This window comes from Salinicola sp. V024, assembly GCF_052645315.1.
The window spans coordinates 55857-76060 of sequence record NZ_JBQXYB010000005.1; the positions used below are offsets into that span (position 1 = coordinate 55857).

The 20204-nt window shown below is 42.8% G+C and carries 19 protein-coding genes; 16 read left to right on the forward strand and 3 right to left on the reverse strand.

The window, feature by feature from the left end:
* Positions 1 to 13: 13 nt before the first annotated feature.
* From ACUN9V_RS09575 to ACUN9V_RS09650, 16 genes are all read left to right on the forward strand, one after another.
* Positions 14 to 1912 carry a phage major capsid protein gene (locus ACUN9V_RS09575; RefSeq protein WP_445511227.1) on the forward strand — a complete coding sequence of 633 codons (1899 nt, stop codon included), beginning with the start codon at positions 14 to 16 and terminating at the stop codon, positions 1910 to 1912.
* Between the two features lie 102 nt (positions 1913 to 2014).
* Positions 2015 to 3397, forward strand: a complete 1383-nt coding sequence (locus ACUN9V_RS09580) for a phage portal protein (protein WP_445511228.1) — start codon at positions 2015 to 2017, stop codon at positions 3395 to 3397.
* A complete protein-coding gene (locus tag ACUN9V_RS09585) occupies positions 3397 to 3699 on the forward strand; it encodes a head-tail connector protein (protein ID WP_445511229.1) in 303 nt (100 codons plus the stop codon). Before ACUN9V_RS09580 ends, ACUN9V_RS09585 begins: the two co-directional genes overlap by 1 nt.
* The gene (locus tag ACUN9V_RS09590) at positions 3696 to 4040 is read left to right on the forward strand and encodes a phage head closure protein (RefSeq protein ID WP_445511230.1); all 345 of its coding nucleotides are present in this window, start codon (positions 3696 to 3698) and stop codon (positions 4038 to 4040) included. The genes ACUN9V_RS09585 and ACUN9V_RS09590 overlap by 4 nt, the downstream gene beginning before the upstream one ends.
* Positions 4033 to 4470, forward strand: a complete 438-nt coding sequence (locus ACUN9V_RS09595) for an HK97-gp10 family putative phage morphogenesis protein (RefSeq protein WP_445511231.1) — start codon at positions 4033 to 4035, stop codon at positions 4468 to 4470. Before ACUN9V_RS09590 ends, ACUN9V_RS09595 begins: the two co-directional genes overlap by 8 nt.
* Before the next feature lie 5 nt (positions 4471 to 4475).
* Positions 4476 to 4865 (forward strand): tail completion protein gp17, encoded by a 390-nt coding sequence (gp17, locus tag ACUN9V_RS09600; protein WP_445511232.1) that lies wholly within the window; start codon positions 4476 to 4478, stop codon positions 4863 to 4865.
* A 48-nt stretch (positions 4866 to 4913) separates the two neighbouring features.
* The gene (locus tag ACUN9V_RS09605) at positions 4914 to 5396 is read left to right on the forward strand and encodes a phage tail tube protein (protein WP_445511233.1); all 483 of its coding nucleotides are present in this window, start codon (positions 4914 to 4916) and stop codon (positions 5394 to 5396) included.
* Between the two features lie 69 nt (positions 5397 to 5465).
* On the forward strand, positions 5466 to 5810 hold the full coding sequence (locus ACUN9V_RS09610) for a hypothetical protein (RefSeq protein WP_445511234.1): 345 nt from the start codon (positions 5466 to 5468) through the stop codon (positions 5808 to 5810).
* A gap of 74 nt (positions 5811 to 5884) precedes the next feature.
* Entirely contained in the window at positions 5885 to 6112 is a 228-nt protein-coding gene (locus ACUN9V_RS09615) for a phage tail assembly protein T (protein WP_445511235.1), read from the forward strand.
* Positions 6113 to 6332: 220 nt separating this feature from the next.
* A complete protein-coding gene (locus ACUN9V_RS09620; protein ID WP_445511236.1) occupies positions 6333 to 9101 on the forward strand; it encodes a phage tail length tape measure family protein in 2769 nt (922 codons plus the stop codon).
* Positions 9102 to 9125: 24 nt separating this feature from the next.
* Positions 9126 to 9479 (forward strand): phage tail protein, encoded by a 354-nt coding sequence (locus tag ACUN9V_RS09625; protein ID WP_445511237.1) that lies wholly within the window; start codon positions 9126 to 9128, stop codon positions 9477 to 9479.
* Entirely contained in the window at positions 9476 to 10180 is a 705-nt protein-coding gene (locus tag ACUN9V_RS09630; protein ID WP_445511238.1) for a phage minor tail protein L, read from the forward strand. Before ACUN9V_RS09625 ends, ACUN9V_RS09630 begins: the two co-directional genes overlap by 4 nt.
* The gene (locus ACUN9V_RS09635; RefSeq protein ID WP_445511239.1) at positions 10110 to 10904 is read left to right on the forward strand and encodes an NlpC/P60 family protein; all 795 of its coding nucleotides are present in this window, start codon (positions 10110 to 10112) and stop codon (positions 10902 to 10904) included. Before ACUN9V_RS09630 ends, ACUN9V_RS09635 begins: the two co-directional genes overlap by 71 nt.
* 32 nt (positions 10905 to 10936) lie before the next feature.
* Positions 10937 to 11512, forward strand: a complete 576-nt coding sequence (locus tag ACUN9V_RS09640; protein WP_445511240.1) for a hypothetical protein — start codon at positions 10937 to 10939, stop codon at positions 11510 to 11512.
* Between the two features lie 24 nt (positions 11513 to 11536).
* On the forward strand, positions 11537 to 15922 hold the full coding sequence (gpJ, locus tag ACUN9V_RS09645; RefSeq protein ID WP_445511241.1) for a TipJ family phage tail tip protein: 4386 nt from the start codon (positions 11537 to 11539) through the stop codon (positions 15920 to 15922).
* A gap of 31 nt (positions 15923 to 15953) precedes the next feature.
* Positions 15954 to 17225 (forward strand): phage tail fiber protein, encoded by a 1272-nt coding sequence (locus ACUN9V_RS09650; protein WP_445511242.1) that lies wholly within the window; start codon positions 15954 to 15956, stop codon positions 17223 to 17225.
* A gap of 29 nt (positions 17226 to 17254) precedes the next feature.
* On the opposite strand, the gene ACUN9V_RS09655 is transcribed toward ACUN9V_RS09650, so the two are convergent.
* The 3 genes from ACUN9V_RS09655 to ACUN9V_RS09665 form a co-directional block, all read right to left on the reverse strand.
* Complete coding sequence (locus tag ACUN9V_RS09655) at positions 17255 to 18502, reverse strand: hypothetical protein (protein WP_445511243.1); 1248 nt, start codon at positions 18500 to 18502, stop codon at positions 17255 to 17257.
* Between the two features lie 415 nt (positions 18503 to 18917).
* A complete protein-coding gene (locus ACUN9V_RS09660) occupies positions 18918 to 19244 on the reverse strand; it encodes a hypothetical protein (RefSeq protein WP_445511244.1) in 327 nt (108 codons plus the stop codon).
* Positions 19204 to 20115 carry an MFS transporter gene (locus tag ACUN9V_RS09665; RefSeq protein WP_445511245.1) on the reverse strand — a complete coding sequence of 304 codons (912 nt, stop codon included), beginning with the start codon at positions 20113 to 20115 and terminating at the stop codon, positions 19204 to 19206. Before ACUN9V_RS09665 ends, ACUN9V_RS09660 begins: the two co-directional genes overlap by 41 nt.
* Positions 20116 to 20204: the final 89 nt, after the last annotated feature.

Below are 20204 nucleotides of genomic sequence, written 5' to 3' on the forward strand. Positions count from 1 at the left end.
AACAACAATAACAATGAAAGATGAAATTGCGCATTCGTTATTCACTGTCGAAAAGTTTTATAAAAACGACGCTGACGAACGAGTAATCGAGGGAATAGCAACTACTCCGACGCCTGATCGAGTGAAAGACGTTGTAGAGCCCTCTGGTGTGACGTTCAAAAACCCTGCACCGCTTCTATTACAACATAATCATGCAGAGCCGGTTGGTGAAGTCACTTTTCATGAACCAACAAAATCTGGCGTTCGATTTACTGCAAAAATAGCACAGATAGAAGAGGAAGGACCGTTAAAAACTCGTTGTGATACAGCTTGGCAATCAATCAAAGCCGGTTTAGTAAAAGGCGTAAGTATCGGTTTCCGACCATTAGAATATGAGCCCATAAAATCTGGTGGTATGCGTTTTACTAAAAGCGAGGTTTTCGAACTATCGCTAGTAACTATTCCAGCAAATGCTGATGCTACGATTCAGATAATAAAATCATACGATCAAGAATCGCTAAATACTACAGAATCATATGGTTCTGAAAATGATTCAAAAACTATTATAAAAACAATTGCAATTGATAATAAAAATAAAAAAGGAAATATATCGATGTCGATCTCTGAACAAATCAAACAATTCGAAGACAAGCTAGCACAACTAAACGAAAAAATGGATGAAGTTGTCGCTAAGAGTATGTCTGAAGCTCGTACTCTAGATGAAGACGAGACTAAATCTTATGATGAAGTTGTCGCCGAAATCAAAAGCGTCTCTGCTCATCTTGAGCGTCTAAAAGAAATGGAAGCACTCGCACAAAATCGTGCTAAGAGTGTCGAAGTCAACGACAATAGCAATAGCTTAACTGTCACTAGCTTTAACGCAAAACCCGTTGAAACTAAGAGCGTAGAGAAGGGCTTAGGTTTTGCTAAATTCGTTAAAATCTTAGCTCAATCACAAGGCAATCTTTCTAACGCTGAACGCATCGCAAAATCATGTGGTGATGTCCGCGTTTATAACGCAATCGCTAAAGCGGCTGACGCTGGTACTACTACTAGCACTAACTACAGCGCTTTAGTTGAATACCAAACTCTAGAATCAGAATTTGTTGAATTACTACGTCCTGCTACTGTTTTAGGTGCCGTTAATTCTTGGCGCTCAATTCCATTCAATGTACGCATTGCAGGCCAGACAGGCGCAACACAAGCGGGCTGGGTTGGTGAAGCACAGAAAAAACCGGTCACTGAAGCGTCTTTCAATGCGACAACTCACGGCTGGAAAAAAATTGCTGGCATCGTCGTTCTATCTGACGAGCTAATTCGTGATTCTAGCCCCAGCGCAGACAGATTCATTCGTGACGATCTAGTCCGTACTATTGCTAGTGAAATCGATTCACAATTTATTCTACCCAGCCGATCCGGCTCTAGCGCTGCTCCCGCTTCTATCACTTCCGGCGTTGCTGCTGTACCAGCTACCGGTATCGATGCTGCTGCTTTACGCGCTGACGTTCAGGCAATGTTCAAAAACATGATTGCTGCAAACCTCGGCTATACCGGCGCAGTCTTCATCATGTCTGAAGCACAGGCGTTAATGCTTCAAATGATGATTAACCCAGTCAACGGTAATCCTGAGTATGCTGGTATGCAAGGTGATTCTAAAACGCTATTCGGTCTACCTGTAATTACTAGTGAAATTGCTGGTGATAATGTTGTTTTAGTCAAGCCAAGCGAAATTTATCTATCTCGCGGCGCTGTCACTATCGATAGCTCTAATCAAGCTGCTATCACTCTAGCTACCGGTGGTTTAACTTCTATGTACGAAACTAACTCTGTCGCGATCCGCGCAGAACAGTACGTTAACTGGTCTCGTCGTCGTGACGTAGCAGTTCAGTACATTTCAGGTGCAAACTACGGTGGTGTTGACGCTGCTGAATAAGTAATACCTTAGCAATAAGAATAATAATAGCTAAGTTTGAAACCCTCAATTGAGGGTTTCTTTTTTGCTAAATAATTATAATAAGAAGGAATAACAATAATAATGAAATTCTTTGGAAAAATGTTCAGTAGCAATGATGAAACCAAAAGCGACACGACTACTGAAAAAACACTTCAACACGTATCTTCAAATGAATCTGTAGCGTCAGGTTGGTGGTCGAGAATTCAGGAACCGTTCCTCGGCGCATTCGAACGAAATCAGGATATCTCACGTAAAGACGCTTTGTCTTTCTATGCTGTTTCTGCGTGTATTACTCATATATCAGATGACATATCAAAATTAAATGTCAATCTGATGCAACGTAATTCGTCAGACATTCTACAGAAAACAACTAATCCGGCATTCTCTCCAGTTCTACGCAAACCCAATCGATATCAATCAATGAAGCAGTTTCTACAGGCATGGTTAATATCGAAATTGAAAACTGGTAACGCATACATTATCAAGATTCGAGACGCTCGCGGCGTAGTAACTGAGATGCATGTGATAGACCCTGATCGAGTTCAAGTTCTAATAGATAACGAGTCAGGCGAGATATTCTATAAAATTTCTGGCGAATCTCAGTCACTCGATACAGTTTCAAATTCCGGTATCACTATCGCGCAACGTGACATGATACATGATCGAATGAATACGATTTTTCACCCTCTCATCGGGACTAGTCCGCTTTACGCGTGCGCTGCTGGTACTAACGCTGGTACAGCAATGCTCAATAATAGCGCAGCATTTTTCAAGAATATGTCTCGCCCAGCGTCTGTGATTTCTGGTGATAAAGCGATCCCAGCGCAACACGCTAAAGCGCTTGCTGAAGGCGTTAAGGCAAGCCATGGCGGTGGTAATCTCGGTAGTGTCATGGTTCTAGGTGACGGTCTCACGTACACACCAATTACCACAATATCAGCGAATGACAGTCAGCTAGTTCAGCAGCTACAGCTATCAGAAAAACAGGTTTGCGCAGTGTTTCACGTTCCACACGACATTATTTCTAGTGATACAAACTCGACTTACAGCAACATACAGACGCGCTATCAGCAGTACTATCAGCAAGCTCTACAGTCACACATCATCGATATAGAAAATGCTCTAGAAGAGGGTCTAGGCATAGGTGAAGGTTCAGCTACAGGATACGAAATAAAATTCGATTTGAATGATCTAATGAAAATGGATTCTGCAACACTCGTTAATTTCCTAAAAGAATCCGTTGGTGCTGGAATCATGACGCCGAATGAAGCGCGTCAACGTCTAAGTTTGACTCCCATTGAAGGTGGTAATTCTGTCTATCTACAGCAGCAGAACTATTCACTACAAGCGCTAGCACGTCGTGATAATTCAGATGATCCTTTTAATACTAAAAAAACATCAGTAGCAAATGCAAAAATAGGAAATGCAACAATTGGTTCGGATGATGCAGAGGGCGAAGAATAATGTTTGTGACATTAGAAGAAGCGAAAAATCATTTGCTTGTCGATCATGATGAAGACGATGCAGACATTCAATTAAAAATTCTCGGTGCATCTGCTGCTATCAGTAATTACATCACAGAGCCAGCATATGTTGACGATGAAGAAACTGAAGTGAAACCTATAATAAAAATCGCCACTTTGGTTTATGTCGGGATTTTATATAGAGATAGAGATTCAGAGAAAGCGAGTGAATATGATAACTCATATCCGCCCAGTTTTGTCTGTTCGATCTTGCATTCTCTCAGACAGAGTACACTAGTATGAGAGCCGGAAGATTACGACACAGAATCACATTTCAGAAAAAAATGAAAACTCGTGAACCAGCTACGGGCGCGGTTATATACGCTTGGACAGATATAGACGAGCTGGTAAACGTTCCCGCTGATGTTCAGTTTTTATCAGCTAAAGAATTAATGTCATCAGACGCTTTACAGTCTAGCGTTTCAGCTCGAATCATTATCAGATATAGATCATATGATTTCGACTCATCAATGCGTATCGTCTATAAAAATAAAATCTACGACATTTTAGGCGTAATACCTGATAACGAGACCGGTCGAACTCATATCACGTTTCCGGTGAAACAGGGGCCGACGGATGGCTAAAGGATACAAAATCACAGGGATGGATGATCTATTTAAAAATATTACGCGTGTTAAATCTGCAATCGTCCGAGATTCAGCGAGATCAGCAGGACGCGCAGCGATGAAGATAGTACAGCAGGACGCGCAGCGTAGAGCGCAAGCGATAGATGATCCAAAGACGCCGACGCATATTTATCAGAATATCGCCATGACTACCCGATGGGATAAATCTACTGGCATCATGCGTGTGAAAGTTGGCGTTAGAGGCGGTGCACGCTACCGGAAAGGCGATAAAGATAAATTATTGACGACCTATTTCCGGTTCGTAGAGCTTGGCACAGAACGCAGTAGAGCTAGACCTTTCTTACGCCCAGCTTTAAAAAATAATCATCAAGCGGTACTCAAACAATTTTTAGATGAGATGAATAGACAATTAGATAGAAGAATATAATAAAAATGCTAACCGACTTTTACGTAAGATGCGCTCAGAGCGAAGGCTTCAAATTACTATTAAATGATTCAGACGATAAAACATCTAGCGATGATCTCCGAATATATCCAGTAGTTGCACCTGAAGGCGTAGCTTATCCCTACATCGTTTATAACACAATAACAAGTAATCCGTTTAATGTATTAAAAGGAAAGCCGGTAGCAGAGGCGGTATCAGTTCAGGTTGATATTTACGCGAAAGACTACGTTTCATGTCTCATGTTAGCTCAGGTTTTACGCGAAGAATTAATTGATCAATGTTATATGCAATTGAATCTTGAGACGTTTGACGACGAGACTAAATCTTATCGCATTTCTCACGATCTTGATTTCATTACATCAACAGATTTTAGATAAATAATATTGCAAGTATTATAATTATAATAATAAAGGAAAATAATAAAAATGGCTAAGAAATTCGTATTTACGCAGGGCACAGACGCTTATGTTCATAAAATTGGCGCTACTGATGTCATCGATTTAGCATGTATCGAATCAGTCGACCCCGGCACTACCTCACGCGGGCAGGTCGCTTTAACATGTCTACAAGACCAAGAAGCACAATTCGCGCCCGGCTTAGACACTCCCGGAACCGCTAATTTTGTTCTAATAGTTGATCCACAATCTACAGTTCAAACAGAGCTATATCAGATGTATAACGACCGCGAAACAATCGAGTTCGTGATAGGCTGGGCTGATGGTACTGCTGCACCGACAGTTGACGCTGAAACTAGTGAATTAGATTTTAGTTCTGCTGACCGCTCATTCATTGTGACTGAATGCTATATCTCAGAATTTAATTTCACTTTTGAGGCTGATAACGTTGTCAAAGCAAACGTTACTCTACAGCTCAGCGGTAAAACTATGTTTTCTCCAAAAGCCGCTTGATATTTCACTAAATATCATTAAGGCATTTGAGCCCCGCAATGGGGCTTTTTTATTTTGGAGAAAATAATAATGAAATTACTTGAAAAAGCTAAAACTTACGACACTAAAACAAACTACATTCTATCGTCAGTAGAGTACGATGATGAAAATATTGAGTTTTATGTAGCAGATAGAATGACTGCATCAGACTATGAATTCGTGTACATGAAGGGTGACGAAAACGGATCGTGGATGGGTAGACTAGTTCATCGCTGTACACGTGATATCGACGAAAAGGGCAAGCAGGCGCGTATCGATCTAGAACAATGTGAAGCTTTCCCGACACCATTACTGTCCTTGCTGTGTGCGAAAATTAATGAAATACAAGAACCGTTAGAAATAGCTGAAAATGAGGACGAAGCAAAAAACGTTTAAAAGACCGCGAGATTTGGCATGAGCTGGTTCTGGCGGGTGTCGGCGGTCGCACTATAGAAGAAGCTAAAGAGAGCATGACATATCAAGAATTTATCGATTGGGTCGAATATCGCTCTATTAGAGGTCCGCTTATCTCTATTCAACGTTTAGAGCAACAGATAGCACAACAGACGCTCGTACATTTAAGAATGAACGGAGATAAAGAAACTACGCTTTACGATCTATTGCCGTTCGAAGAGAAACCCAAAGAAAACGTCGAATTATCGTTCGATCAATTCAGGACAATGATGCAAGGTCTCTAAATCGCTCTATAAGGCTCTCTATTCAATTTTAGGTCAAAGTGACCCTATGGCCTTGGTTGATGTGAGAACGCTCAACACAGCGCATCACAGAGAGTCGATTTCTACTCAGCTCGATTAAAATCTAAATAAAATCACCATCAAGCCCCTAGCGGGGCTTTTTCATTGTCTGAACAACACTAAATATCAATATAACAAAAACAATAAATGGAACAAAAATACAATGGCGACAAATTCACGAAATCTTGGTTCATTAACAGTTGATCTAGAAGCCCGTACAGGTCGATTTACCGATGGTATGTCTAAAGCGGAACGCGCAGCTAAGAAACTCGAAGACTCTAACAAACGTCAACAAAGAGAGCTAGACAGACTCGTTTCTAAAATCGATCCAGTTGTCGGGAAGCTCGGCGAGCTGGATAGAATGGAACAACAGCTAGCCAAACATCGAAAATCTGGCAAATTAGATACTGAAACATATGACGTTCTAAACAAAAAAATCAACGAACAGCGTAACGCGCTTGCGGGTTCATCATCTGCAATGCAGAAAAACGCTAAAACTGCTGGCGAACTCAGATTCGCGACTCGCGGACTACCTGCACAGTTCACAGACATCGCGGTTTCACTTCAAGGCGGTCAACGTCCGCTGACTGTTCTTCTACAGCAGGGCGGCCAGTTGAAAGATATGTTCGGCGGGATTTTACCCGCGATCAGAGCGATGGGAACTTACGTAGTCGGGTTAATTAACCCATTAACAATAGTAGCTGCTGCCCTAGGTACGTTCGCTATCGCCGCTTATGCCGGTGCTGATGAATCGGATAAATTGACAAAATCACTAGCTCAAACAGGCAACATGTCAGGCGCTACTACTGATGAGCTAATCATGACTGCTAGAGCGTTAGATAATCTATCAGGTGTCACACAGCGTAGAGCAGTTAACGCACTTAACGAAATCGTCAAATCTGGTAAATTCACATCAGATCAATTCACTGATATAGCTGCTGCTGCAATAGCTATGCAAGACAGTATAGGACAAGCGATTGATGAAACGATATCACAATTCGCTAAAATTGCTGATGATCCTGTAGAAGCAGTTACAACATTAAATGAAAAATACAATTTTCTAACTGCTGACATCTATAAACAAATTACGGCGTTAGTAGAGCAAGGGCGTACTGTTGATGCTCAACGTCTAGCAATGCAGACTTATTCAGACACTATTCAGGATCGTGCAAAAGATGTCGCATCGTCACTAGGAACGATAGAAACAGTTTGGAAAAATATCAAAATAGCTGCATCTGAAGGCTGGGACGCGATACTAGATATCGGTCGTCAATCAACTATTGATGACAAAATATCTGATGTTCAGTCTCAGTTAGCAGCAGCTAGAGAACGAGCAGAATCAGGACGATCATCAAAAACAGGAGGTGTAGCAGCAGCGCAAGCACAAGTAGCGAATCTAACGATTCAGCTATCACTATTAGAATCACAGAAAATTGCTACACAACAGCAGGCTAAAGCTGAAGCTGATAAACAAAAAATTCAGAACAGAGCTATTTCAGCAATATCATCTGTCAATAAACTCATCGATGACGGACGTTCAAAAGCAGAACAGCAAGCGAAAGCTTATAAAGATTTAGAGAAAAATATTCAAGCTGCTGCAAAAGCAGGTACGCCGTTTTCAGCCGAAGAAATTGATAAAGCTCGCGCAGCGATCAAAGATAAATTTAAAGAGACAAAAAAAGAGGCGTCTTATCGTGAAGATGCAGCGACTCGCTATCTCGATAAACTACGTGAACAACAGTCATCGCTACAACAGCAGTCAGAGACATCTGACAAAATTGGTTCAGCTCAACGTGAGCTAATAAAATTTAATCAACAGATTGCCGACATTAAATCGAAATCACAGCTAACAGCAGAGCAGCAATCACTGTTGAATAATGAATCAGCTATTCGTAAACAATTATCTATCAATACTGCATTAGAAAAACAGATTGAAGCGCAAAAATCTCTTGAGACTTTAGAGAAGAGTCGAGAAAAACTAGTCGTCTCATTAATGACAAAAAGAGAGCAAGCGCTAGCTACAACGAAAGAGCAAGTAAAAGAGATTCAAAAATTACGTGAAGCCAATCTGTTAACGTCAGATCAATCAGCTAACTTAACGACTGCTGCGAATCGCGGTGCTCAATCTGACGCGCCTCAATTTTCTGGATTATCCCCAGAAATCGGTGGTGCTGCTGGTGATCTACAAAAAATCTCTGAATACAAATCAAAATTAGAAGAGTATTTCAAAGACGAAACTAAATTGAATGAATCGCAGTACGACGAAAAACTTAAATCCGTCGAAGATTATCTAACACGTAAAAACGAGCTCGAAGCATTATCAGCACAAAAGACGCAACAGATAGCGCAAGCGTCGAGTCAGGCACAGCTATCAGTCATGTCATCTCTAGCTTCAAGTACAGCAGACATCATCGCGACTATTGGAGACAAATCGAGCGCAGCGTATAAAACGATGTTCTTAATATCGAAAGCGGCACAAATGGCTCAGGCGATAGTGAACACAGAGACAGCAGCAACGCTAGCGCTCGCTCAAGGTGGGGGCATAGCGGGTATCCCCATGGCTACCATAGTGCGTGCGACGGGTTACGCGTCAGTGGCCGCTATAGGGGCTACAGCCATATCAGGCGTAGTCGGACAGGCTCACGACGGCATCATGACGGTACCGAATTCAGGCACGTGGAATCTAGAAGCCGGTGAACGTGTATTACCACAAAAAACAGCCAAGACTTTGGATAACACATTATCGCGAATCGATGCATCTAAATCTTCAAATTCATCAATCGTTTACTCTCCAACGATAAACGTAGAATCGGGGGCTAATGCGGGTACTCAACAGGCATTTGAACAATATATGAAATCAGATAGAGCAAGATTCCTAGCTATGGTCAATCAAGAAAAGCGAAACGGTGGTGCGCTATCTAACTATAAATAATAAGAATAAGGAATAACAATAATAATGGCGTATGCAAAATTTCCAACTTTAAATCATCGGGCAGATGTCGATTACGGCGCATCTGATGAACTAGAGTTTTCAATAAAATCTGTCAATTTCGGCGATGGCTATGAACAGCTATCGCCAGCGGGCATTAATTCAATTCGTTCAACGTTTAACATCACGTTTTCAAATCTGACAATTGATGATGCTCAACTAGTTGAAGCATTTATTAGATCGAAAAAGGGAGTCGAACCATTTCTATTCGATTTCAATCGTGAAGAATCTAGAGCTGTCACGTGTTCGCAACTCTCACGCACAGTCGATAATTTTGAACGTATCACTATCAGTGCACAGTTTAGAGAGTCGCATCAATGAATAATATTATCGCGACTACAGCACAGCAATTAACGACAGACGCAGTTATCACACTGTATGAAATTGATGCTAAAAATTACGGGCAGGGCGTCTTACGTTTTCATGCGAACTCTAACGAAGTTTTGAATTTTAACGGCTACGACTACACACCATTTCCAATAAAATCTGAGGGTTTTGAGTATAACGGTAAGGGTTCGCTACCGACGCCAACGCTAACTGTTCCAGCTCAAGATTTGGCATTTATGTCTGTATTGATCGGATCAAATAACCTAGAAGGTTGTGACGTTCGACGTATTAGAACATTTGAAAAACATTTAGATAATGGCTCTGATCCAGACCCCAGCGCCACCTTTCCCATCGATCATTTTTATATCGATAGACGCTCTGCACAAACGTCAGTTTCTATCACGTTCGAACTAGCTAGCAAGCTCGATCAGCAGGGCAAACAGATTCCAAACAGGCAATGTATCAAAAACACTTGTACGCACAGCTACAGATTTTGGAATGCAGAGAATCAGGAATTTAGTTATGAAAACGTGACATGTCCCTATGCAAGCGATTCTTATTTTGATCGTGAGGGTAATAAAGTTATTGATCCTGCAAAAGATACATGCAGTAAAGATTTAGCGGATGGCTGTCGTAAACGTTTCGGAAATAACCCGCTGCCGTTCAGAGGCTTTCCGGGCTTACAGCGATATTAATATGATAACAATAGAACAAGAACAACAAATAAAAAATGAAGCGATAGACGGTTATCCGCTTGAGGTCGTTTGGCTATTAACTGAGAAAGCTGGACTCTATCAAGTTCGAAACGTCTCTGATGATCCTGAAAATCATTTTCACGTTAGTAAGAATGATATGATCAAAGCGACACGAGAAACGTTATTAGCTGTGATACATTCACATCCTGATTATCCTGCATGTCCTAGTGAAAGTGATATGCGAACACAACTAGCGTTAGATGTCCCCTTTGCGATTGTTGCGACTGACGGTAAAGACGCGTCAAATCTAACATGGTGGGGTAATAATATCGAAAAAGCTCCGCTTATCGGCAGGGGTTTCATTCATGGTGTTCAGGATTGCTATTCACTGATCAGAGACTACTACGAATCAGAGCTAAACGTTAAATTGCCAGAATATCCGCGAAGCTGGGAATGGTGGAAATCAGGACAAGATTTGTATTCTATGAATCATGAGAGTGCCGGATTCATAAGAGTCTATGAGCCGCAACGCGGCGATATGATCTATATGCAGCTCAGATCAAATGTACCCAATCACGGCGCTGTGTATGTTGGAAATAATTTAATTCTTCATCACGTCACAGCATCTAATCCGGTCGATACTACCCGAATATCTAGGCGTGAACCAATCGCCCGCTGGCTGCCTTACATTACCCACTACTACAGACATAAATCACAATTTTGATAAATATCTAAAACAAGGATATTTTTCAAATTATGGTCAATGTTCATCTTCACGGCTCATTAAAACAAAAATTTGGTGAGCTATATCAACTAGACATCATCGACGCAGCAGAAGCTATACGCGCACTGTCAGTACAGCTATCAGGATTTCAAACGGCTATACGCGCTGGCTCATGGCATGTGGTGCGCGGTAACTCATCTCTAGACGAATCATCATTAAACATCAAATTTGGTAGCGAATCAGAGCTACACATCATGCCAGCGATAGCCGGTTCCGGTAGCGGTACAGGTAAAACCATCCTCGGTGCTGCGCTTATAGGGGCTTCATTCTTCGTACCAGCAGCAGGCGTAGCGGGCATAGCCGCTCTATCTGGTGGTGCTGTAGCGGTAGCTGGTGCATCTCTTGTGCTATCAGGCATCTCTACGTCGCTCGCTACTCAGAACACAGCAGATTATGAATCTCAAGTTTCACCCGAAGAGCGTGCATCGTTTCTTTTTGATGGTCCCGTCAACCGCGCAGCGCAGGGTATCGCAGTTCCAATAATTATTGGCGAAGTCAAAACGGGTTCAGTTGTCGTTTCAGCGGGTCTATCTACAGAACAATTATAAAAATAAAAATGGATAAAAATAATAATGAATGAAGTAATTAATATTGTCGGTGCCAAAGGTGGCAAGGGCGGTGGTGGTTCTGGTCGGGTAGCTCAAGAAGATCCGAACACGTTGCAGAGTAACGCGACAGCGAAAATAATAGATTTGATCGGCGAGGGCGAAATTGTTGGTCTAGTCGACGGCGCTAAATCAATTTATATCGATGATACTCCGCTACAGAATGACGACGACTCTTTTAATTTTAGTGGAATCGAGTGGGATGAACGCGTCGGCTTAACGGAACAAGATTATGTTTCAGGCTTCGACGGCGTAGAAGCAACGACAGATGTATCAACTCAAGTCACGAAATCTGACGCGGTAGTCAGAGCAATTAACGATACAGATATTGATGCTGTACGCGTTACTATTCAAATTCCAGCACTAACTGAACAAGATAAAAAAACTGGGGATTTGCACGGTTCCAGCGTTCAGATTGCTATTGATGTCGCATCTGCTGATAGTTCATACACTGAAGTTAAAAAAGATACAATTTCAGGTAAAACGACTTCACCATATCAGCGCAGCTATAGAATACCGTTAACTGGTAATGGCCCGTGGAATATTCGTGTCAGACGTTTAACTGATGACAACGAAGACGATTCATCAATCAGAAATGACACCTATTGGTCAACTTATACCACTATTATTGATGGCAAGTTTGTCTATCCCGATTCCGCTTATTTGGCCTTAAAAGTAGACGCTTCAAGATTCGGTGATTCAATACCTGATCGTGCATATCAGGTCAGAGGTTTGATAGTTCAAATCCCATCAAATTATGATCCTGAATCCCGTGAATATTCGGGCATATGGGATGGTACGTTTAAACGATCTTGGACAAATAACCCCGCATGGATTTTTTACGATTTATGTACAAATAAAAGATATGGCGCTGGCATTGATGCTCAACACGTTGATAAATGGTCACTATATCAAATTGGTGTGTATTGTGATGAATACGTAGATGACGGATACGGCGACACAGAACCCCGCTTCACAGTTAACACTGTTTTAAATTCACGTTCTGAAGTCTTTGACGTATTAAACAGCCTTGCCGGGGCATTTCGCGGGATGATGTACTGGTCAACCGGACTAGTAACGGCCGTTCAAGATGCGCCGTCTGATTCATCACGTTTTTTCAATACTTCAAATATAGTCGATGGTGAGTTCAAATATTCAGCATCTAAACTCAGCACTAGACACACTGTATGCGCGGTCAGTTGGAATGATCCTGACGATAATTATCGAAAGACTGTTGAGCTAGTCGAAGATCAGGAAGCAATACAAAAATATGGATTCAATCAAACTGATATTACCGCTTTTGGATGTACATCTAGGGGGCAAGCTCGCAGGCTCGGACTCTGGACACTATACACTGAACAGAGTGAGACAGAGTTACTAGAATTTTCAACCGGTTTTGCTGATGCAGATTTGAGACCCGGCGAAATAATATCGATAAGCGATCCTAATTACGTTGGCGCTAGAATCGGCGGTCGTTTGGTTGGGAATCTCTCAACTCAAACAACGCTCTATATCGATAAACAACCTGAACATTTTGACGGTGCTAATCGTGTTATTTCTGTTCGTTTACCGTCCGGGTCGACTGAACATGTCAGCGTTTCGTCAATCAATGATGACGTAATCACTCTAGCAACATCTCTCAGTGAAACCCCGCTAGCAAATGCACCTTGGATGCTTTCCAGTGCTGACGTTTCAGCGAGAACGTTTCGAGTGTTGAGCGTTACAGACAATGATGACAACAGCTATACGATTTCAGCAATCGAACACAATAAAAATAAATTTGCGCAGATAGAGCAGGGTCTAAAAATACCTGAAAGCCCAACAACTCTACTACCTACAGGCAGACTCAATCCACCGCTAGATATATCAATAGAATCATATACTTATATAGCTGGTGGACAGTCGCATCAGGGTCTAACTATAAGCTGGACGCCAGCAGATGACCCTAGAGTACGTAGCTACGTTGTAGAAGCGATGAGCCCGACACAGAGCGCTTATGAACCGGTCGGGGGCACAGCGTTAACGTCTATCGATCTACGCGACACCGTTGGAGGCCAATGGTCAGTACGTGTAGCAGCAGTAGACAGCATCGGGAACCGATCAGCGTGGTCAGTGCGTACCACTACGATTTCGGCATTATTGCTACCTGTAGGCCCTGATTCTGTCGCTATGACGCTTGGCACGTTCGATATCACCTTGATCCCCAGCAGCAGCAGACCCGGCCAGCTTTTCGAATATCGACGCTCAAATACTGCGCTTGATACGTCTGAAATCGAATCTAACGCGGTATTTCTCGGGTACTCAACGACTCTCGTCGATACGTCTCTAAAATCCGGCACTACCTATTATTATTACATTCGAGGCTACAACGCGTACGGCGTTAGCGTCTGGTATCCGGTATCAGGCACTACTGGCACGAACGTTTCAGACATCACTGATGCAGTTTTAGATGATCTAACGAAACCCGGCGCATTGCTTGATCAGTTTGAAAATGGCATTAAAGACAATGCAGACGCGATTGATGCTGCACAGAATCAGATTGATACAGCAATCAGCGATATTTCAGCTATTACTGTCAATGTTGATCAAGCTCTAGCAGATTCTCAAACTGCGTTAGATACTGCTAAAAATGTCAAAACGGATTTCAATTCGTTAGAGAGCACTGTTGATAATCGTGTGTCTAGCGTAGAAACGACAGTACAAACGCTCTCTGACGATACACAAGCTATAGCTAATTCTGTCACTGAACTAACGTCATCAGTCAACGATAACAGCGCTACTATATCTAATCTAGATCGAACTATTGCGCTCGATCACATGCTGCTGGCGATTCATGAGTCAGTACAACAGACCCAATCTGCTGTTGGTTCAGCATCGATTACTGTTGAAAATATTACGCGTGTTACTGAAGACGAATCATTAGCACAACGTATTGTAGAATTGAATACGACATTTCAAGACAATTCAGCGAATGTTTCTACTCAACTACTCGCGTTGAGTGATGCTGATAGAACGCTGACTAACTCGCTAACAGATTTACGTTCAGATTTTAATTCGAATTCATCGTCTGTCAGTTCGCAGTTGTCTACGCTAACAGATGCTAATCAATCTTTAGCGTCTGATATCAGCTCACTTGAATCTGAATATAATTCGAACAAATCTAGTGTTAGTTCTAAGCTCTCTACATTGACTAATAAAGATGCGTCATTAGCTAGTGATATAAGCTCTTTAGAATCTTCGTTCAATTCGAACAAGTCATCTGTTAGCTCTCAGATATCAGCGTTAACAAGCAAAGACAATGCGATTTCTCAACGTATTGATAGATACGAAGTTGAGGTTGACGACCAGTTCGCATCTGTCGAATCGTCTGTTAGTGCTGTTTACGATAAAAATAATGGTGCTGTTGCTCAGTCAATACAGACAGTAAACGTGAACGGCAAAAAAGCGATGATAGGTATGCAAGTCGGCGGGGGCACTGCAACTATTGCCGCTGTTGCTGATACGTTCGCGATTATTAACGAATCAAATAATAATTTTACTATTCCTTTCGTCGTGACAGGCGGTCAGACTGTTATCGATAATGCTCTGATTCGAAACCTTAAAGCGACTAATATTGATGTCGACGATTTGACATCGAAAATATCATCGACCGGTGAGCTTCGCGTAGGATTTAGGCAAGTCGACGAGATCGGGAACGTAGCTAGGTGGAATACTGTCGGACTCAACGATATTAACGGCGGCACATTATCTAACGGTACTATCGGTGATAGTGTCGGGGTACAGGGCGGCGATGAGGGTACATTTAAAGAGTTAAGAGAGCGAGCTTATGACGGCTTAAAAGCTAAAGAAAGTACTGATAGGTGGACACGTACCGGAACTACGTTGATAGATGGCGGGTCAATCTATGCAGATGATGCGTTCATTGTGCGAGGCATGTTTAGGGATGCGGTCGTTGGTACTCTACAGTTAGAAAACGAAGCTGTTTTCATTCCCCGATCTACATACGAGCGATCCGGTAAAACATTATCGACTAGTTGGCAAACTGTCGCAGAACTAGATATTGATGATCTAGATTTTGAAACCGATTTTCAAATATCAGTTTCATGGCGTATCGATACTAATTTGTTTAGCGGTACATATCAAGTGAATGCTTATATAGGTTCAGATAATTTATTCAGAATTGACAACGGCCCGGCACACTCTAATGGGCAAGACCCGAAAGCGCAGATAGTAAACCGGAAATCGTTTGGAGGCGAACGTATAACAGTTGCTATGAAAAAAAGCGGTGATGCATCAGGTACTATCGTTGCATCGTATCGCGGGATTAGCGTGATGGGTATCAAATACTCCTAAATAATTATAATAATAAGGAATAACAATAAAAATGGCAGATACAATTAATGTTCAAAATGCGAACGATTGGCTTGGAGAGGTCGAATCTAGAGCGCATGAGTTAGTCGACGTATTGAAAGCGGGCGTAGATGTTGCTAATGCTGGAAAGCTTGGCAATCTATCGCTGTTCGATTCGCTGTCATCCGCGCCTGTCGGTTCAGCATCTACACTACGTTCTAAAATCGGTTTTGAAAGCTCTGTTTTAACTGAGATCCAAAAATTCGGGATTGGATCCGCTGATGGTAAAATTATATCTGTTTTGAGTGATGCAAAAACGCCCGGCATATACGCGATTGATAGCGCGACTACTGATCCTGATATTAGTCGAAAAGATATCTATAGTTGCTTATTAGCTACAAAACGCTACGGCGATTTCCGTTATCTGTGGCTATCTAACAACGGTAATGAACCAGAGGCCCGAATTCAGACGACGTATAATGGGTCTTTAGGACCGAATCGCGAATTGTGGCATACCGGTAATGCCGGTGAATGGAATGAGTATCTGAAAGGGCGGGTTTCAATAACATCTACTGTTGATCCGTTCTGGGGTGATCAGATCACGACATGTGGGAAATATAATATTTCCTCTTCATATACTGACACACCACTATTTACTAATATGCCTTTCAATTGGGCGCAGATAATTTCTCTAGCGCGTTCTCCTAATCGTGCGGGATATCTAGCGGTGAATTCGTTAGGTAGCAATCCGCGACTAGCAGTAGGTATATTGAATTCCGATGTTGATACCGGGGCTACTGACATTCCGTCAAATGCTTATGTGTGGGCAGAGGTTCTATCTAGCAATAATACGACTACTGATTCAAATGGTTTTATAAAATCTGCGTCCCCGATTTTCAGGTTAGCTAATGACGCATTAGATGCGGCGGGTGATGGGTTCACTCTTGATAATTGCGGTGCATACAATAGCGAGGCACAAGGCGTAAGCGCATCACATGATGACGTAGGTGTATATACGGTTTCAGGGTCTCTAGGGTTCGCATCTGACGGCTGGACAATCGAAATACCACAGGACGTGAATGGAAATCGTTTATGTTTTGTAGAAACCGAAACAGCAGAAGATAAGACTATTACTGTGAGAACATTTAGCCGGAAGTTCGATTTTAATACAGCAATGATAGTCGCAGGTGATCCCGTAGATATACCTGATGGCCGTTGGATCGATCTACGATTGTCTATGCCTGTTGACGAGCCCGAAGAATCTGCCGAAATTCATGAGTCAGAGGGTAGAGCGCCGGATTCTTGACGCTCAGTCTCTAGAAGAATTGGAAAGCATTAGTTGGGCTTTCGACGGATTAAATTACCAAACAGTGCATTATTGATATTATCCAATAGCAAGTGATATTGTTCTGTATAATAGTCTTTTCGCACAAATCCAGGTTGGTTCATTAGTTGCTGGAGATAATCAGTGAAGGCTTTGTCCATATGTGTGCTAGATAAAAGTTCTTTTGTCCAAAACTTTTCATTTAGCCTTTCGGTTAGTTTTTGTTCTATTTCATTTTTCTCTTCACCCAACTTTATTAGGTGTTCTCTCACTTCATACATTTTTCTTATCCTTGGGTTTTCGTCGGTAATGCTTATGATTTCATCTCTAACTTTATTCTCATAAAGTTGCTTTAGTATTTCAGTGGTTTTCGTATAGTTAAATTGAAGTATTATTGCATGGTTGAATTGGATGCCGCCATATACATATATGGACTTTATTATATCTTCAATTATTGCGTTTCCCATGTTCTCGACAAGGACATTTAGACAAAGTTTTCTCGCGTATGTGTAAACGTCCCCATCGCTTGCTGCTGTTGTTACTTTTATATCAAGAAGTCCATGCAGCTTACTATAATTGAAAATTATAGTATTTGCCGTTTCTGCGTCAACGACTCGCATCGATCTTATTGTCGACATAGATTCTTCAATTTCTCTAATAATTGAGCCGTGATGATCTTTAAGCTTTACCTTGCATAAGCTTGGGCTGTTCTCTGGATATAGTCGTTCATACAGGTTTTCTTTATCTCTGAACAGAATATTGCCTTTGTACTTTTCGGCTAGATAATCTATTCGTTCGAAAAATATTCTTCTATGTTTGTCGTATCTCTCAAATTCCAAAGATTCAATTTGTTTTTCGTTTATGTTTTGTTGTTGTCTAACTTGCATCAAGAATTGAGCCTTTTGTTCTTTTAGCTGTCTCTGAAAATAGATCATTGTAATCAATATTGAAAATGCCGCAGCAGGTGCAAAAAAGCCTGATAATACTGATCCCAGCGCATCCCATCTCGCAATAATATCTTGCGATTCGCTGTTTACTTGAGACGCATAAAAATAAAAAGATACTGAGATGGCTATTGCGGCGACAATAGTAAATATTATTGAAACAGTTAATACTGAGAATTTTTCCCAAAATGGAGAGTCGCCTATAAGTTCAACTTTGCTAAAGAGATAGTAAATTGTTAAAATCGCACCTAATAACATTGTAATTAATGTTAGTGTTATGATTACTCCAATGCCGTTAGCTATCAATGTTTCCACTTCGTCCCCCTAAATTTCTTTTTAATTTCTATGCAGCATTCTATCAGCGTGGAGAATGTACACACGCCAGACGACAGCGTTTATATTGCCATTATCTCGATTCAACAAAAAGAATGTATGCGTCCCCGCTCGGTGGGTATCGCCAAACGGTTGATCATTCAGGACACATCGCCCGCTATAGATACTGTACCTGTAGCTAGCATGATACTCGATCATCACGCCCGGTGGCGGTAGACGCTGGCGAGCATCGATCCAGCCCATCATCTGCAAGCGCTGTTTCCAGCGGCGACACTTCGTGATCGAATCAGAGCGACGGTCAAAAAACGCTTTCTTTGGAGTGTCCATAGCAGCCTCTCAAGTACTGTTCATACATACAGTATATCGAGAGGCTGACAATCGGTGGAAGAGGGTAAGGTTAACGGCCTAGTTTCTCGTCGACAAGTTGCTGATTCTCAATACAAAATTGATCCCAAACCATCCGACCTAGATCGTTTTTGATGTCCTCGAATTTCTGAAAAATAGATGGGCTAGCGATTCGTATCAATGGTTTCCTAACAAAATCAATTAGATATTCGTTGTCTGTGATCGTGATTTTCAGTTCATAGTTTGCTATCGCAGTGTGTAGCGTCTCACGCTCAGTGATAGCAACCTCTGTCGCGAGATACAGCGAACGCCCAGCAGACAGCAGGCGTAGGGCTGGATCAGTTATTGTGATGTCGAAATCGTTTGCGGTCAGTGACATGCGTGTTCGTTCCCATCGTTCTAGTCGTTAACGACACCTCACCTTTTATGGTCGTGAAGTAGGTGGTGAACATGTAGAACGATAGCGCCGTGACCGAAATGAAAGCGCTCAGACTGACAATGGTCGCGCCGTGCGCCCGGACGGTTTCTTTCAATGGTGCCTGCGGCACGGCATGTTGTGCTTTCAGGGCCTGGAAAGCGGGGGATTCGTCCAGTCGCAGGCGCATGTAGAGCCCGATCAGCCCCAGCGGCGCGGCGACCAGAAACGGAATACGCCAGCCCCAGGCGTTCAGAGCCTCTTCGGACATAATGGTGCTGATGACGAAGGTCAGCGCCGCCGCGGTGGCAAAAGCCATAAAGGTGGAAACCGGCACGAAGCTGCCGTAGCGGGCCTTGCGGTGCGTCGGCGCGTGTTCCATCACGAAGGCGCAGGCGCCGGCATACTCGCCGCCAGCGGAGAATCCCTGAATGCAACGCGCCAGTGCCAACGCCAGCGGGGCAAACAGCCCGACGCTTGCGTAAGTCGGCAGCACGCCGATCAGTGTCGTGGCCCCGGCCATCAGCAGCACGGTCACGGCAAGGATGCGCTTGCGCCCGATCCTGTCGCCCAGCATGCCGAAGAAGATGCCCCCGAGCGGGCGCAGTGCGAACGACACGGCAAAAACCGCGAACGTCTGCAGCAGTGCCAACGAATCGTCGCCGGGCGGGAAGAAGTGCTGCGAGATGATCACGGCCAGAAAGCCGTAGACGGCAAAATCGAACCACTCGACGAAGTTACCGATCGCCGAGGCCGCGATCACCTTGCGTAGCGTTGAAAGGTCGACATCGGTCGAAAGTGAGGCGGTCGCATTATTGTTGTTGACCGTGGCCATTGCCTGTCTCCGTGGGGTCTCGAGAGGGAAGCTCTCAGCCTAGGGTGACAGGCGATGTGCTATCGGCATTCAGGCGACGAGAAGTGTTC

What these genes read in the sequence shown, in the direction of transcription:
- ACUN9V_RS09650 (WP_445511242.1), top strand. Translation starts at nt 15,954, where the DNA reads ATGGCAGATACAATTAATGTTCAAAATGCGAACGATTGGCTTGGAGAG.
- ACUN9V_RS09665 (WP_445511245.1), bottom strand. Translation starts at nt 20,115, where the DNA reads ATGGCCACGGTCAACAACAATAATGCGACCGCCTCACTTTCGACCGAT.
- ACUN9V_RS09625 (WP_445511237.1), top strand. Translation starts at nt 9,126, where the DNA reads ATGGCGTATGCAAAATTTCCAACTTTAAATCATCGGGCAGATGTCGAT.
- ACUN9V_RS09595 (WP_445511231.1), top strand. Translation starts at nt 4,033, where the DNA reads ATGGCTAAAGGATACAAAATCACAGGGATGGATGATCTATTTAAAAAT.
- ACUN9V_RS09605 (WP_445511233.1), top strand. Translation starts at nt 4,914, where the DNA reads ATGGCTAAGAAATTCGTATTTACGCAGGGCACAGACGCTTATGTTCAT.
- gp17 (WP_445511232.1), top strand. Translation starts at nt 4,476, where the DNA reads ATGCTAACCGACTTTTACGTAAGATGCGCTCAGAGCGAAGGCTTCAAA.
- ACUN9V_RS09590 (WP_445511230.1), top strand. Translation starts at nt 3,696, where the DNA reads ATGAGAGCCGGAAGATTACGACACAGAATCACATTTCAGAAAAAAATG.
- ACUN9V_RS09640 (WP_445511240.1), top strand. Translation starts at nt 10,937, where the DNA reads ATGGTCAATGTTCATCTTCACGGCTCATTAAAACAAAAATTTGGTGAG.
- ACUN9V_RS09585 (WP_445511229.1), top strand. Translation starts at nt 3,397, where the DNA reads ATGTTTGTGACATTAGAAGAAGCGAAAAATCATTTGCTTGTCGATCAT.
- ACUN9V_RS09660 (WP_445511244.1), bottom strand. Translation starts at nt 19,244, where the DNA reads ATGTCACTGACCGCAAACGATTTCGACATCACAATAACTGATCCAGCC.
- gpJ (WP_445511241.1), top strand. Translation starts at nt 11,537, where the DNA reads ATGAATGAAGTAATTAATATTGTCGGTGCCAAAGGTGGCAAGGGCGGT.
- ACUN9V_RS09615 (WP_445511235.1), top strand. Translation starts at nt 5,885, where the DNA reads ATGACATATCAAGAATTTATCGATTGGGTCGAATATCGCTCTATTAGA.
- ACUN9V_RS09635 (WP_445511239.1), top strand. Translation starts at nt 10,110, where the DNA reads ATGGCTGTCGTAAACGTTTCGGAAATAACCCGCTGCCGTTCAGAGGCT.
- ACUN9V_RS09620 (WP_445511236.1), top strand. Translation starts at nt 6,333, where the DNA reads ATGGCGACAAATTCACGAAATCTTGGTTCATTAACAGTTGATCTAGAA.
- ACUN9V_RS09580 (WP_445511228.1), top strand. Translation starts at nt 2,015, where the DNA reads ATGAAATTCTTTGGAAAAATGTTCAGTAGCAATGATGAAACCAAAAGC.
- ACUN9V_RS09630 (WP_445511238.1), top strand. Translation starts at nt 9,476, where the DNA reads ATGAATAATATTATCGCGACTACAGCACAGCAATTAACGACAGACGCA.
- ACUN9V_RS09610 (WP_445511234.1), top strand. Translation starts at nt 5,466, where the DNA reads ATGAAATTACTTGAAAAAGCTAAAACTTACGACACTAAAACAAACTAC.
- ACUN9V_RS09575 (WP_445511227.1), top strand. Translation starts at nt 14, where the DNA reads ATGAAAGATGAAATTGCGCATTCGTTATTCACTGTCGAAAAGTTTTAT.